Consider the following 14579-nt stretch of genomic DNA (forward strand, 5'->3'; position numbering starts at 1 on the left):
TCAAGGGTCTTTTTTTATATCCACTCTTTCAACGCATTCGCATTGAACAAACGTTTTTATACAAAAACTTAGACTAAGTCTGGCATTCATGCATCAACATCTTGATTGAGAAGAAATCGCATTACGATAAAGCTAGAAGAAGCAGCATAATCCTTGCTACACTGTCCTGCATTTTGTGTAGTTTTGGTTAATTCCAGCTTGAAATTCTCTAGACTATCCGCATGTTTTACCATAGATTTTTTATTTGTTTTTCATCTGAAACAAATACATTTATTATTTGAATATCCCAACTTATATTTTGAGATTAAGTTTATATGCAGATTTACTTGGCACGAAATAATCAACAAGCCGGTCCATATACCTTAGAGCAATTGAATCAGATGCTCGCAAGCCAACAAGTTTTATTGACGGATTTAGTTTGGCATCAGGGTATGCCTGAATGGAAAGCTTTAGGTGAACTCACCCAAGGAAAACTGGCGTATGAACCTGTAGGTTATCAACCTCAGCCCCCTATTACTGAGCCAATACATACGCCAAATCAATTTTCACAGCCAAACCGCACAGCGGCGAAAGTTGCTCAACCTGAACTGGCATCAATAGGCACACGTGTCTTAGCCAAAGTCATTGATTTACTTCTTTGGCTCCCCGCCGCTGCTATTCCCTCGTTCTTTTTACAAGCAGATAAATTTGGTGAACTCACTGAAATTCAGCAAAAAATGCAAGCGGCTACTACAGCAACTCAGGCCAGTGAACTACAAGCACAACTGTTCAGTTTGATTCCTACTGAAGCATGGACCACCATGGGAATTTACCTGCTGATTATGCTCGGTATTCAGGCCTTTTTCTTGGCGAAAAGTGGTCAAAGTATTGGCAAAAAACTTACGAAGATTAAAATTGTAGACGTTGAAACCAACGAAAAAGTCAGCCTTTTGCGTGTATTCACATTACGCAGCGTTGTCTTTATTGTGCTCAATATGCTATTCATGCCGTTTATTACCATCATCGATCACGTCTTTGGTTTAACTTCAAAGCGTCAAACTTTGCACGATAAGCTGGCGAAAACCAAGGTCATTAAGCAGTAATTTGACCATATTTAAGCTGAGGTTTGGCGCACCTCAGTTTTCCTCAGTTTATTGATATTCAAAATAAATCCATAAATAAATTATAAAATTCCGAGTGAAGAAATCGGTTTTTATAACAGTCATTTAAAGCATCTTTACGTATAGCTTAGTTTGTCGATATGAGGCATAATGCCCTACAACGTAGCGGTGTCTTATGATTGAGAAGTGTTTTTAGACTTAAAAAGAAACTTTTCAATCATGCGACACTTTAATCGCTATCCCAATTTTATTAGGGAATGGGACTCTTCACCGAGGTTGTAAAATGAGACAAACGATTTTAGCTGTATTGTCTTTATCTGCGATCGCCGCGCTCTTAACTGGGTGTGGTGGTGATATGGTACTTCTAAACTCAAAAGGTCCAGTTGCACAAGGTCAATCTGACTTAATGATGACTGCGATCTATTTAATGCTATTGGTGGTTATTCCATCAGTCGTAATGGCATTATGGTTTGGTTGGAAATATCGCGCGTCGAATAAAGATGCAGACTATAAACCTACATGGGCACACTCTACTGCAATTGAAATTGTAGTTTGGGGTATTCCTGTCATTATTATTGGTATTCTGGCTTGGTTAACTTGGTGGGGTTCACACAAGTATGACCCTTACCGCCCACTCGAATCTGATAAAGCACCTGTAAATATTCAAGTCATTGCAGAACAGTTTAAATGGATCTTCATTTACCCTGATCTTAACATTGCGACGGTTAACGAAATTCGTTTCCCTGAAAAAACTCCAGTTGCACTTAAAATTACCTCTAACTTCACGATGAACTCGTTCTTCATCCCTGCGTTAGGTGGTCAAATTTATGCAATGGCAGGCATGCAAACGCACTTGAATTTGTTAGCAGATGGAACTAGCCCAGCTGAAGGCTACCGCGGTTTCTCTTCGAACTATTCAGGCTACGGCTTCTCGCAAATGCGCTTCCGTGCTCACTCTGTAACTGACGCTCAATTCGCTGAATGGGTTGCTGCAGTTAAAGCAGGTAACGGTACAAGCATTAATCCTAAAGCTGTACAAAAAACAATTTTAGATCAAGCTGAATTTGAGTCTTTACGTGACGGTAACCGTGGTAAACACCAAATTGAAGTTTTGATTTCAAAAGCAAAAACTCCTGAAGAGAAGGCTGCTGCTGAGGCAATGAAGCCTTATCCAACTAAGCCACACCCTGTGACTTACTACTCTTCTGTAGAGGAAGGCTTGTTTAAGTCAGTCATCAGCAAATATATGAGCAACTATCACGGTGCTGATCACTCAGCGACTGCGGGTGCTCACGGGGCTGCTTCATCTGAAGCGCATGCCGCTGTTGAACCTGCTTCATCAGTTGTAGGGGAATAAGACATGAGCTTCTTAGGTAAGTTAGGTCCGGACGTTATTCCGCACGATCCAATTGTACTGGTCACAGTTGCAATGATGATCTTAGGTGGTATCGCAGTTGTTGCTGGTATTACCTACTTTAAAAAATGGGGCTACTTGTGGAACGAATGGTTCACATCAGTCGACCATAAAAAAATTGGTATCATGTATCTTTTCGTATCGATCATCATGCTTTTGCGTGGTTTCGCCGATGCGATTATGATGCGTCTTCAACTGTTCCTTGTAAAAGGTGGCGGTGAAGGTTATTTACACCCAGAACACTACGATCAGATCTTCACCGCACACGGTGTAATCATGATCTTCTTCGTAGCAATGGGTCTAGTTGTTGGCTTAATGAACATCTCTGTACCACTTCAAATTGGTGCACGTGACGTTGCCTTCCCATTATTAAACTCTCTAAGCTTCTGGTTATTTGCTGGTGCTGCAGGCTTAATGATGGCATCTCTTGCAATTGGTGAATTCGCTGCAACAGGTTGGATGGCTTATCCTCCTCTTTCAGGTATCGAATACTCTCCGGGTGTGGGTGTGGACTACTATATCTGGGCACTTCAGATTTCAGGTTTAGGTACGCTATTAACAGGTGTTAACTTCTTCGTTACCATCATTAAAATGCGCGCGCCTGGTATGTCACTTATGGACATGCCGATCTTTACTTGGACATCTTTGTGTACAGCTGTATTGATCATTGCGTCATTCCCAGTGTTAACAGCAACAATTGCAATGTTAACGCTTGACCGTTACTTCGGTTTCCACTTCTTTACAAATGACATGGGTGGTAGCCCAATGTTGTATGTAAACTTGATTTGGACATGGGGTCACCCAGAAGTTTACATCTTAGTATTACCAGCATTTGGTATTTACTCTGAAGTTGTATCAACGTTCTCTCGTAAAACGTTGTTCGGTTACAAATCAATGGTGTATGCAACAATTGCGATCACAGTACTTGCGTTCGTAGTATGGCTTCACCACTTCTTCACCATGGGTGCTGGTGCGAACGTGAACGCGTTCTTCGGTATCATGACCATGGTTATTGCGATTCCTACTGGTGTGAAAATCTTCTCTTGGTTATTCACGATGTATAAGGGTCGTATCACCTTCACTACTCCTATGTTATGGACGCTTGGCTTCCTTGTAACATTCGGTATTGGCGGTTTAACTGGTGTATTAATGGCTGTTCCACCTGCGGACTTCCTTGTACACAACTCATTGTTCTTGATTGCTCACTTCCATAACGTAATTATCGGTGGTGTGGTGTTTGGTATGTTTGCCGGCATCATTTTCTACTGGCCGAAAATGTTTGGTTGGAAGCTCAATGAAGCATGGGGTAAAGCTGCGTTCTGGTTCTGGTTCTTCGGTTTCTACTTCGCATTCATGCCACTTTATATCCTTGGTTTCATGGGTATGACTCGTCGTTTGAATACATATGACAACCCTGAATGGGATCCGTACATTGCTATTGCATTCTTCGGTTCTGTGTTAGTCGCGATTGGTATTGCATGTTTCGTTATGCAGATTGTTGTTGGTTACTTACAACGCAACGACAACCTCGACCTTACAGGCGATCCATGGGATGGTCGTACACTTGAATGGGCGACTTCGTCTCCTGCTCCGTTCTACAACTTTGCTCACCTTCCAACAATCAATGGTATTGATACGTTCTGGAATGACAAAGAGAATGGCGTAGCATATGCGAAACCGACTTCATACGAAGACATTCATATGCCAACGAATCGTGCTGCTGGTGTTGTGATTGCCATGTTCATTACTGTTATGGGCTTTGGTTTAATCTGGCATATCTGGTGGTTAGTTGTTGTGATGTTCATCGCTGCTATTATCAGCTTCATCGCATCTTCGTTTACGAAGAAAGTGGACTACTATGTTCCTGCTGCTGAAGTTGAGCGTATTGAAAATGAACGTTACGCGATTCTTGAAAAACATTTGAAGAAGGACTAAGACAATGGCTGACGTACTTCATCACGAAAACCACGGACACGATGAGCATCATCACCACGATGATACTGACATCACCGTCTTTGGTTTTTGGACTTATTTGATGAGTGACTTGATTCTATTCGGTACACTCTTCATTGCATTCGCTGTTTTAAGTAGCCATGTGCCTATGGGTACACCAAGTGCAAAAGAATTATTCGGTGAGTCTTTAGGTTTCGTTTTAACTGAAACTTTCGCTCTCTTGATCTCTTCTGTAACTTTTGGTTTTGCGGTTCTTGCTGCATACAAAAAGAACGTCAACCAAGTTTTAACTTGGTTAGCGATCACTTGGTTATTCGGTGCTTCATTCATCGGCATGGAACTATATGAGTTTAATCACTTAGTTCATGCTGGCCACGGTCCAAGCGTAAGTGCGTTTTTATCGTCGTTCTTTACTTTAGTAGGTACGCACGGTATTCACGTAACTTCAGGTTTGGTATGGATGATCATTTTGATGATTCAGATCAAGAAAAATGGTTTGACTCTTCCAAACACTCGTCGTCTTGCTTGCCTAAGCTTGTTCTGGCACTTCCTTGACATCGTTTGGATCTGTGTATTCAGCGTAGTTTACTTGATGGGAGTTCTATAATGAGTCACGATCATAACTCAGCTGGTGCTTCACACGGTAACACCAAGCAATACACGATCGGCTTTATCCTTTCAGTTATCCTGACCGTAATTCCATTCGGTATGGTAATGGCGGGTGGTTTTGGTCGCGGTATTGTTATGGCGGTTATCGCAATTACAGCGGTTGCTCAGGTTCTAGTTCAATTAGTTTACTTCTTGCACATGAACTCATCTTCAGAGCAACGTTGGAACGTGATTGCATTTATCTATACAGTACTTTGTATTGCTGTACTTCTAGTCGGCTCTGTATGGATTATGAACTACTTACACTACAACATGATGATCTAAACTGATCGTCATGTTGAAAAAGTATTTATTCCTGACTAAACCAGGAATTCTCTTTGGTAACTTCGTTACCACTCTGGGCGGCTTCTTTTTAGCCGCTCAGGGGTCTGTAGATTTCCTCCTCCTTCTCATCACCCTACTCGGTACAACACTGGTTGTTGCTTCTGGCTGTGTCGTCAATAACGTCATTGATCAAGATATTGATCAAAAGATGGAACGGACGATGAACCGTGCATTAGTTAAAAAAACCATCAGTCCTTCCGTAGCTTTGGCATTTTCTGCTGCGCTTGGAATATTAGGTTTCGCCCTGCTCTGGTTCTTTGTTAATGCTTATGCCTTTGGCTTTGCTGTACTTGGTTTTGTGGTTTATGTGATTTTTTATAGTCTATGGAGCAAACGCACATCCATTCACCAAACCGTGATTGGAAGTATTTCTGGTGCTAGTCCACCAGTGATCGGCTATACAGCTGTGACCAATGAATTTGATGTTGCCGCATTGTTGCTTTTCTTAGCATATGCACTTTGGCAAATGCCTCATTCATGGGGAATTGCGGTATACCGCTTTGACGACTATAAAAATGCAGGCATTCCAATTTTACCTGTAGCACGTTCAATTTTCCGCACGAAAGTTGAAAGCTTGATTTATGTCTTGCTGTTTGCTGCGGTGTTAAATGGTTTGTATTGTTTTGGCTATACCAATATGTTTTTTCTTATCACCTTTAATGCACTCTGTGCTTATTGGGTATATTTATCAATCATTGGTTTTAAAGCTGAAAATGATCAGGTTTGGGCAAAACGCTATTTCTTATATTCAGTGATTTTAATTACTGCATTAAGTTTTAGTTTTAGTTTTAGCTATGTCTCACCTGCGCCACATTTGCCGCTGTTTTAAAAAAGATAGAGTTCTCTCTATCTTTTTTATTTCAACTTATTCAATATTTAAGTCTAGTCTTTAAATTGTTACCATAGCAGACACAACAATAACTCATGCTCTGCAATGAAAATGCCATCACAATTTTTTAAAAAATCTATTTTTATTAGTCTCTTCCCTATCACTCTTGCTTATAGCACGCACAGTTTTTCTGGTTTCGATGTTTCTTGCTACCCATCGACCAACATTCAAACCAATGCTTATACAGCCTGTGACAATTTGCCTGCGCTAACGCCCGCCAATGACAACCAAACTAATATGCTTCTACTCCTGAGCGACATGGGTTTGGCCAAGTTGAATTTTTAATCAGCCAAATAGTCCACTTTGGGAAAATGAATATAGCAACGTACCATTTGCGGCTAAAACATTGTTTGAAAGCGTAACCAATAAACGACCGAATGCCCGATTAAAACCAAGCAATGTAAATACACCCTACCAAGAACATTGCAGTAGTCTAGACAATGGTGCGGATCAATATACCCAGCAGGTGAAAGCCGACAAAAATCTCAGCAAAGCGGAAAAAGATTTACTGATTCAAGAAAGACAAAATATCTCGGCCTGTGACCGTGATCTTGCCCTCATCCAAGTCAACTCGAACTGGTCTATACAAGCACGTCAGTATGCGTCTTATTTAAATGCAACCATTGCCTTTTATAATAGTAACTTTTCCATAGCTACTAAAATTTACTCAGTATTAACTACGGTTGATCAGCCTTGGATCAAAGAAACATCGCAATATATGCTGATTCGTAGCAGCCTCAATGAAAGCTATCAGTCGGGTGTCGGTGAATATGGTGACTTAAAAATCGATAAAGTAGATCAGGCTTTACTCAAAAACACCTATGAGCATATCACTACCTACTTCAAACGCTTTCCTGAGGGAAAATATGCAGCAAGTGCACGCGGTTTACTACGTCGTTGTTATTGGCTGAGTGGAAATACAGAACTCCTGACCAACGAACTCGCATGGCAAATCAATCATCCTGATTCCAAATACTATAATTTAGAGCTCGATAATCTAGTCTTTGAAATGGATCGCCATATTTTTCAAAGCCGCTCATTCAATGCAAAAAATCTAAAAGATCCCTTCTTTCTGATCATTTCAGATTTAATGCAAATGCGTCAGGCAACATCGGCAGAAGATAAAGTCTTAAGTTGGTCTGAACTCAACAACCAAAAAACACTATTTAAGAGTCAGCCAGAACTGTTCCAATACCTACAAGCCAATCACTTATTCTTTGTGCAGAACAAACCAACTGAAGCTTTAAAATATTTGCCAGAACATTCCTCTAATTCAATCGATAGTTACCTTCAACTCAGTCAAATATTGTTAAAAGGTCGTATTTTAGAAAAACTCGGACAAACTCAAAATGCACAGCAGTATTGGGAAGGTCAACTTAGTCAATCAAAATCCATTGAACAGCGTGGCTTATTTGAGCTAATGTTGTATCCATATTATGCTCAGCAGCAAAGTGCAAACGTATTCATCGGTTCAGATGCTAAAATCAAGCAAGCTTCATTGCAAAAAAGCTTTATTGAAAATGAAGCCAATGAAAAAAGCTTAATGCAAATTGTCCAGAGCAAAGCATCGAATACAGATCAAAAAAATTTAGCTTTATTTAAAACTTTGCAAAAATCATTGGTACATCAGAACTTTAAACTGTTTAATCAAGCCTTTTTACTACTACCACAAGATGCCGAGAAGTATAAATATGACTCAGAAACATATAAAAATTATAAAAACCAACCGCCTTTCAGTGATTTCATCTGGGCTGGAACAAAAATCACGCCACAAATGCAATGCCCTGACTTATTCAGTCTGACTCAAAAACTTGAAAATTCACCTCAAGATTTAAAACTCCGACTTTGTTTGGGCGAATATGTGCGCTCGCCTCAAGGCTACAACATAAGCTATGTCACCGCTTTAGAAAAAGAAACTGCTCGCTTCCAAGGTGCAATTTTTACCCGTGGCCAAGTGTATAAAGACATCATCAAATCCAGTTCTGTAGCCGATTTAAAAGCTTATGCTCTTTATCGCTCAATCATGTGTTATTCACCAAGCGGGGTGAATGACTGTCAGGATGCAGAAGTTGAAAAATCTACCCGTAAACAATGGTTCGACCACATTAAACGTGACTATCCAACTACCGCTTGGGCACAATCTTTAAAGTATTATTGGTAAAACGTATATGTTGAAGCAGATTTTTTCAGTTGTTATAACGTTGATCTGTATGCTGAGCATCATAGCTTGTCAGCCGAGTCAGTCAGCTTCAACATCTAGTCGGGTAAATGCCGAAGACTATGATGCGTTTTGGATTTGGGGCAATATTTCATCTGCCCCTTATCTCAAAGCGGCTAAAGAACTTTATATTTTACAAGGTGAAATCCGTTTAGATTCCCAAACACATCACTCTAAGCTCATACCGCAAGGCGTAAGCGTCTTAAAAATTCCTCAGCAAAAGGTGTGGCTGGTTTTTCGTAATTATCATTTAGACTGGCAAGGCCAAGAGCTTACACACATTCTACAACGCGTTCAGCAATGGGAAAATGCAGGGAATCATATTCAAGGCATACAAATTGATTTCGATGCCAAAACCAAACACATTCACCAATATGCCCTATTCTTAAGTCAATTAAGAAAACAATTGCCTCAGCACTATCAACTCAGTATCACGGGTTTAATGGACTGGGCCAATGTTACAAATCAGGAGACTTTAAACCTCCTGAATAACACCATCGATGAGTTGGTCATTCAAACCTATCAAGGTTCAACCACCATACCCAACTATGCAGCTTATCTAAAAAAAGTTTCAGTACTGAAACTACCTTATAAAATTGGCATCGTTCAACACGGTGAGTGGCATAGACCGCCAAAGCTTGAAAATGATACAAACTTTAAAGGCTATGTTGTCTTCCTTTTACGCTCAAAACCTCAAAATAATTAGGGCTTTTTAAGAGAAGTTCTTGAATTTGGCGAGCAAAGTCTCTAAAATTCCCCCTTCGCATCTAATGCGACACAACCTTGGTTGTGACTCCTTGCTTCTAACAACTTTTTTGTTAGGGGCTGTTTAAACCGTAAGGAGCTGACAATGCGTCATTACGAAATCGTACTTTTAGTACACCCTGATCAAAGCGATCAAGTCGTTGGTATGGTAGAACGCTACCTAACTCACATCAAAGAAGCTGAAGGTCAAATTCACCGTCTTGAAGACTGGGGCCGTCGTCAATTGGCTTACCCAATTAACAAGATCCACAAAGCTCACTACATTCTTATGAATGTTGAGTGTGGTCAAACTACTCTTGATGAGTTAGAAGAATTGTTCCGTTACAACGATGCAATTATTCGTAGCCTTATCATCCGTCGTGAGAACGCTATCACTGAAGAGTCACTATTGGCTAAGAGTGCTGAAGAAAAACGTGCGCGTAAAGCTCAACGTGAAGAAGCACAACAAGCTCAAGACTCTGCTGAAGCATAAGGAGAACATCAATGGCACGTTTTTACCGTCGTCGCAAGTTCTGCCGCTTTACAGCTGAGAACGTTACGTACATCGACTACAAAGATATCGACACTTTAAAACAGTACATCACTGAAAACGGCAAGATTGTTCCTAGCCGTATTACAGGTACTAAAGCTCGTTACCAACGTCAATTAGCGCTTGCTATTAAACAAGCTCGCTACTTGTCTTTGATCCCTTACACTGACAATCATAAGTGAGGTTGAGCTGTGGATATTATCTTATTACAACGCATTAAAAACCTTGGTAAATTAGGCGATAAAGTTTCAGTTAAAGCTGGTTACGGCCGCAACTACCTTATCCCTCAAGGTCAAGCAGTAGCAGCTACTGAAGCTAACACTGCTGCTTTTGAAGCTCGTCGCGCTGAACTTGAGAAAGCTGAAGCTGATGTTTTAGCTGCTGCTCAAGCACGTGCTAGCCAATTAGACGAAGTTAACATCGTAATCACTGCGAAAGCTGGTGACGAAGGTAAACTATTCGGTTCTATCGGTACTCGTGATATCGCTGACGCGTTAACAAATGCTGGTCTTGAAGTTGACCGTGCAGAAGTTCGTTTACCGAACGGTGCACTTCGTCACACTGGCGAATTCAACATCGCAATCCAATTGCACCATGATGTTGTTGCTGAAGTTCTCGTTACTATCGTATCTGAGTAATTTCTTGCAAAAAAAAGAGCATGCTTTTGCATGCTCTTTTTTTATCTCTATGAAAAAGTAGTTTCTTCGCTCAGCTTAAAACTTCATCAGCCTGCCCCGAAAAATGCCAAATTTGAATATTATGGGTTTTATCCATAAGCCTTGAATTCAGCACACAGCAGCTGCATTTTTTGATAAAGTGCATACAGTTAAATGGCTGTAATTTTTTCCAAATTTACAGTGAAATTTATCTTAAGTTATCCCTCTTACTGTATTAAAAATCAGGGCGTTATATGTCACAGGCGAATGCCACTGCTCAAAAGAGCTCATCGAAACAAGACAATAAACCAAATGAGTCAGGGCAACTGAAAGAATTCCGTACACCTCCGCATAACTTAGCATTGGAACAAGCTGTACTTGCCGCTTTAATGACGGTTGCTGAATCCTTTGAACAAGTTGGCGATGTACTGACTGAAAATGACTTTTATGCGACGCGCCATAAATATATTTTTCGCGCGATTGCACAACTCTCCAAAGACAGCTCACCCTATGATGCGGTTTTAGTGCATGACTGGCTCACTACACAAAACCTACTCGATGCGGTTGGTGGTGAAGAGTACCTGATGCAATTGATGGCAGACTCCCCGTCTAGTTTCTATAACATGGAAACTTATGCCACCAAGATCAAAGAATTTTCGACTTTGCGCAGCATGATCAAGGTTAGTTCTGAAATTTTACAAAATGCCTATGACACCAAAGGTCGTAACGTCAGTGAAATTTTAGATTTGGCCGAAACTAATATTTTCTCTTTGGCTGAACAACACAATAACAATGCCAAAGCTCAAGGGCCTAAAGCCATCAATACAGTTGTAGCTGATGTATTTGATAAGCTGAATGAGCTGTCGCAAATGGAAGGCAGCATTACAGGCTTAACTACAGGCTTTCTTGAACTCGACAATAAAACCTCGGGCATGCAAGCAGGTGATTTGATTATTGTTGCAGCGCGTCCATCGATGGGTAAAACCACTTTTGCCATGAATTTAGTGGAAAGCGTGCTGTTTAATAATGACTTACCTGCCTTGGTTTACTCCATGGAGATGCCAGCCGACTCCATCGCCATGCGTTTAATTTCATCTTACGGGAAAGTCCATCAGGGACATTTACGTTCAGGTAAACTCGATGGTGATGAATGGTCAAAAGTTACGGGCACCATTTTGCAACTGCAAGAGAAAAAGCTCTATATCGACGACTCCTCTGCTCTTCCGCCTACAGAAGTTCGTGCTCGCGCACGTCGTATTGCCAAACAGCACGATGGTAAACTCGGCTGCATCATGGTCGATTACTTACAGCTAATGAAAGTACCAGGCATGGGTGATAACCGTGTCGGTGAGATTTCGGAAATTTCACGAAGCTTAAAAGCTCTTGCCAAAGAAATGATGTGCCCTGTGATTGCACTATCGCAGCTTAACCGTTCCCTCGAGAACCGGCCAAACAAACGTCCCGTGATGTCAGACTTACGTGAATCCGGTGCGATCGAACAGGACGCCGACTTAATCATGTTTATTTACCGTGACGAAGTCTATAACAAAGAGTCCAAAGAAGCGGGCACTGCCGAAATTATTATTGGCAAACAGCGTAACGGCCCTATTGGTACCGTTCGACTTGCTTTTGAAGGCCAATACACCCGCTTTAGCAACTTATCCCCTGAGTTTTATGCTCAGTACGATGATGAGGAATAATTAAAGCCTCATCATCGCCTTTCCATGACCCTGTAGGAGTAATTAGGGTGCGTCAAGCAACAGTTTATATTGATAGCCAAGCGCTGCAATATAATTTAAACCGTGTCAAACAACTTGCCCCAAACGCGAAAATCGTCAGCATGGTCAAAGCCAATGCTTATGGACACGGAGTCAAAGACTGTTTAGCAGCCTTAAGTGAAACCGATGCCTTTGGCGTCGCCTGTTTACAAGAAGCACTAGAGATTCGTGATCTCGGCTTTAAACAGCCGATTACCCTGATTGAAGGTGTTTTCTCAGCAGATGAAATGCAAACCGTCATTGAGCAAAATATCGAGTGTGTGGTTCATCAGCAACAACAAGTCGATTGGTTAATCTCACACAAAGCAGCGTATATCGATCAAAAGCTCAAAGTATGGGTCAAACTCAACAGCGGTATGAACCGTTTAGGCTTTAAAGTTGCCGAAATCATTGATGTCATCAACACTTTAAAAGCAGAAGGCTTTACATGCGTACTGGCAATGCACTTTGCCAATGCCGATGCGGATCACCCACTCAATGAGCGGCAACGTGCGCAATTTCTACACATCAAAGAAGCCTGTTCACCCATCCTAGCCTCATGTTGTAACTCAGCTGCTATATTTAAATGGCCAGAACTTAATTTTGATTTTGTTCGTCCCGGCATCATGCTTTACGGTGCATCACCTTTTGCCGATAAAAATGCACACGACTTGGACTTAAAGCCCGTTATGAGCTTCACGGCGGAAATTATTGCATTAAATACCATTCAAGCAGGTGAAGGTGTCGGCTATGGTTCGCATTTTGTCGCAAACCAAGAAACTGAACTGGCCATTGTTTCGATTGGTTATGGTGATGGCTATCCACGTGCATTTCCAAAGCAAAACTATGTTGCTATAAATGGTCAAGCAGTAGCTATTGTGGGCCGAGTTGCGATGGATATGATTGCGATCGATGTGACGGGTTTAAACGCCAAACTCGGTACAAAGGTTGAGCTCTGGGGTGAAAACCGCTTAGTTGACGATGTTGCGGAAGCCAATGGAACTATTGGTTATGAGCTACTTTGTCGGTTAAGCAATCGCCCTACACGTAAGCAAATCTAACAAAAAGCCCAAGTTCTACTTGGGCTTTTTTCAACACAAACTCTCATCAGGCTGGGCATCGTAAAGGTCTTGTAACAACTGATCAATTTGTTGCTGACTCATACTCTGCGGTTCAAATGTTGCAAAACCCATCTCACGCATTTTGGTATGTACACTACTCATACGTTGCACATACTTCATGCCCCAAGCTCTAAAATGTGCCGCGTGAATGGTTTTCGCCTCAAAGACTCTGATATCTTTATGTCTAGGGTCTTTCAATAATTTTGACATTAATAATTCTAAAGCAGCTTCATCCCCTTCTAAGCACTGGAAATAATGCTGATCTGCATAATAAAGAACGCCTGAAATATTATGTACTGCATTAAAATCACGCGCTTCGCTTAAAATGTCCCGAACATCTTGAAGAAGCTGCACCTGATCCGAAGTTGAAGTACTTGCATAGCAAATTTGCCGCATAGACTTCCCCAATTGATTGATTTCATTATTTTTAGCATCTAACACGTTTATACTAAATAGTCATCCGTCGGCTTTGCCAATTCTTGTAATCCTTTTCTTAAGGTATCCGACCATTGCTTACTGATGCTTGAAAAATACGGATCCTCTTCATCAATCCGCTTACCCACTGGAATATGTAAACTATCTCTTGTATACACCAAAGCATCTAAGGGCAAACCTACAGAAACATTGGAGCGTAAGGTTGAATCAAAAGAAATCAAACTACACTTCACCGCTTCATCTAAGGGCATGTCATACCGTAATGCACGATCTAGAATCGGCTTTCCATATTTACTTTCACCAATTTGAAAATACGGCGTATCTTTGGTCGCACAAATAAAATTCCCCTGCGGATAAATATTATAAAGTTGCATTTCTGCCCCTTTAATTTGTCCACCGACCAATAAGCTACAGTAGTAATTACTCTGTTCCTGCGTGTCCGGTGCCATATCCGCCAAGACTTTTTTCAAAGTATGCCCGACCAACTCAGCCGCTTCGAACATGGTATTGACACTATATAAATTGGGTTCTTGGCTTAACTCCAGATGATTTTTTAAATGTCCAATCACCGCTTGGGTCGTTGCTAAGTTTCCTGAGGTTTGAATCGCAATAAAGCGTTCACCCTCTACACCAAAGGTATACAGCTTCCTAAACACAGATATATGGTCTACACCTGCATTCGTACGCGTATCACTTATAAAAACCAAACCATCTTGCAGACGAAGTGCACAACAATAGGTCATAGAACA

The 14579-nt window shown here is 41.1% G+C and carries 14 protein-coding genes and 1 pseudogene; 13 read left to right on the plus strand and 2 right to left on the minus strand.

Annotated features, from left to right (window positions below):
• The first annotated feature begins 314 nt into the window (after positions 1–314).
• The 13 genes and pseudogenes from GVX98_RS13745 to alr all read left to right on the plus strand — a co-directional run bounded on the left by GVX98_RS13745 (position 315) and on the right by alr (position 13335).
• Positions 315–1082, plus strand: a complete 768-nt coding sequence (locus GVX98_RS13745) for an RDD family protein (RefSeq protein ID WP_159128405.1) — start codon at positions 315–317, stop codon at positions 1080–1082.
• Positions 1083–1383: 301 nt separating this feature from the next.
• Positions 1384–2457 (plus strand): ubiquinol oxidase subunit II, encoded by a 1074-nt coding sequence (gene cyoA / locus GVX98_RS13750; protein WP_004696450.1) that lies wholly within the window; start codon positions 1384–1386, stop codon positions 2455–2457.
• 3 nt (positions 2458–2460) lie between these two features.
• Positions 2461–4449 (plus strand): cytochrome o ubiquinol oxidase subunit I, encoded by a 1989-nt coding sequence (cyoB, locus tag GVX98_RS13755; RefSeq protein ID WP_159128406.1) that lies wholly within the window; start codon positions 2461–2463, stop codon positions 4447–4449.
• Positions 4450–4453: 4 nt separating this feature from the next.
• Positions 4454–5074: a cytochrome o ubiquinol oxidase subunit III gene (gene cyoC / locus GVX98_RS13760; protein ID WP_004696446.1), complete on the plus strand. Its 621-nt coding sequence runs from the start codon at positions 4454–4456 to the stop codon at positions 5072–5074.
• Positions 5071–5400: a cytochrome o ubiquinol oxidase subunit IV gene (locus GVX98_RS13765; protein ID WP_026056475.1), complete on the plus strand. Its 330-nt coding sequence runs from the start codon at positions 5071–5073 to the stop codon at positions 5398–5400. Before cyoC ends, GVX98_RS13765 begins: the two co-directional genes overlap by 4 nt.
• Before the next feature lie 10 nt (positions 5401–5410).
• Entirely contained in the window at positions 5411–6289 is an 879-nt protein-coding gene (gene cyoE, locus GVX98_RS13770; RefSeq protein ID WP_004982036.1) for a heme o synthase, read from the plus strand.
• A 111-nt stretch (positions 6290–6400) separates the two neighbouring features.
• Positions 6401–8510, plus strand: a pseudogene (locus tag GVX98_RS13775) (hypothetical protein).
• A gap of 7 nt (positions 8511–8517) precedes the next feature.
• Positions 8518–9273, plus strand: coding sequence for a DUF3142 domain-containing protein (locus tag GVX98_RS13780; protein ID WP_159128407.1), 756 nt, complete (start codon positions 8518–8520; stop codon positions 9271–9273).
• 144 nt (positions 9274–9417) lie between these two features.
• Complete coding sequence (gene rpsF, locus GVX98_RS13785; protein ID WP_004696436.1) at positions 9418–9804, plus strand: 30S ribosomal protein S6; 387 nt, start codon at positions 9418–9420, stop codon at positions 9802–9804.
• A gap of 11 nt (positions 9805–9815) precedes the next feature.
• Complete coding sequence (gene rpsR, locus GVX98_RS13790) at positions 9816–10043, plus strand: 30S ribosomal protein S18 (protein WP_004278792.1); 228 nt, start codon at positions 9816–9818, stop codon at positions 10041–10043.
• A 9-nt stretch (positions 10044–10052) separates the two neighbouring features.
• Positions 10053–10499: a 50S ribosomal protein L9 gene (gene rplI / locus GVX98_RS13795; RefSeq protein ID WP_004696433.1), complete on the plus strand. Its 447-nt coding sequence runs from the start codon at positions 10053–10055 to the stop codon at positions 10497–10499.
• A 272-nt stretch (positions 10500–10771) separates the two neighbouring features.
• Positions 10772–12217, plus strand: coding sequence for a replicative DNA helicase (dnaB, locus tag GVX98_RS13800; protein ID WP_004696432.1), 1446 nt, complete (start codon positions 10772–10774; stop codon positions 12215–12217).
• A gap of 47 nt (positions 12218–12264) precedes the next feature.
• The gene (alr, locus tag GVX98_RS13805; protein WP_159128408.1) at positions 12265–13335 is read left to right on the plus strand and encodes an alanine racemase; all 1071 of its coding nucleotides are present in this window, start codon (positions 12265–12267) and stop codon (positions 13333–13335) included.
• A 30-nt stretch (positions 13336–13365) separates the two neighbouring features.
• Here the strand turns inward: alr and GVX98_RS13810 are convergent, their stop codons facing one another.
• Both GVX98_RS13810 and GVX98_RS13815 read right to left on the minus strand, forming a co-directional pair.
• The gene (locus GVX98_RS13810; RefSeq protein ID WP_159128409.1) at positions 13366–13791 is read right to left on the minus strand and encodes a BLUF domain-containing protein; all 426 of its coding nucleotides are present in this window, start codon (positions 13789–13791) and stop codon (positions 13366–13368) included.
• A 47-nt stretch (positions 13792–13838) separates the two neighbouring features.
• Positions 13839–14573 carry a proteasome-type protease gene (locus GVX98_RS13815; protein WP_004696423.1) on the minus strand — a complete coding sequence of 245 codons (735 nt, stop codon included), beginning with the start codon at positions 14571–14573 and terminating at the stop codon, positions 13839–13841.
• Positions 14574–14579 lie beyond the last annotated feature (6 nt).

Origin of the sequence: Acinetobacter sp. 8I-beige, from assembly GCF_902505955.1 — a bacterium.
Lineage (GTDB): Bacteria > Pseudomonadota > Gammaproteobacteria > Pseudomonadales > Moraxellaceae > Acinetobacter > Acinetobacter johnsonii.

Coding starts and splice junctions, on each gene's coding strand:
- GVX98_RS13745 (WP_159128405.1), top strand. CDS start 315: ATGCAGATTTACTTGGCACGAAATAATCAACAAGCCGGTCCATATACC.
- cyoA (WP_004696450.1), top strand. CDS start 1,384: ATGAGACAAACGATTTTAGCTGTATTGTCTTTATCTGCGATCGCCGCG.
- cyoB (WP_159128406.1), top strand. CDS start 2,461: ATGAGCTTCTTAGGTAAGTTAGGTCCGGACGTTATTCCGCACGATCCA.
- cyoC (WP_004696446.1), top strand. CDS start 4,454: ATGGCTGACGTACTTCATCACGAAAACCACGGACACGATGAGCATCAT.
- cyoE (WP_004982036.1), top strand. CDS start 5,411: ATGTTGAAAAAGTATTTATTCCTGACTAAACCAGGAATTCTCTTTGGT.
- GVX98_RS13780 (WP_159128407.1), top strand. CDS start 8,518: ATGTTGAAGCAGATTTTTTCAGTTGTTATAACGTTGATCTGTATGCTG.
- rpsF (WP_004696436.1), top strand. CDS start 9,418: ATGCGTCATTACGAAATCGTACTTTTAGTACACCCTGATCAAAGCGAT.
- rpsR (WP_004278792.1), top strand. CDS start 9,816: ATGGCACGTTTTTACCGTCGTCGCAAGTTCTGCCGCTTTACAGCTGAG.
- dnaB (WP_004696432.1), top strand. CDS start 10,772: ATGTCACAGGCGAATGCCACTGCTCAAAAGAGCTCATCGAAACAAGAC.
- GVX98_RS13810 (WP_159128409.1), bottom strand. CDS start 13,791: ATGCGGCAAATTTGCTATGCAAGTACTTCAACTTCGGATCAGGTGCAG.
- GVX98_RS13815 (WP_004696423.1), bottom strand. CDS start 14,573: ATGACCTATTGTTGTGCACTTCGTCTGCAAGATGGTTTGGTTTTTATA.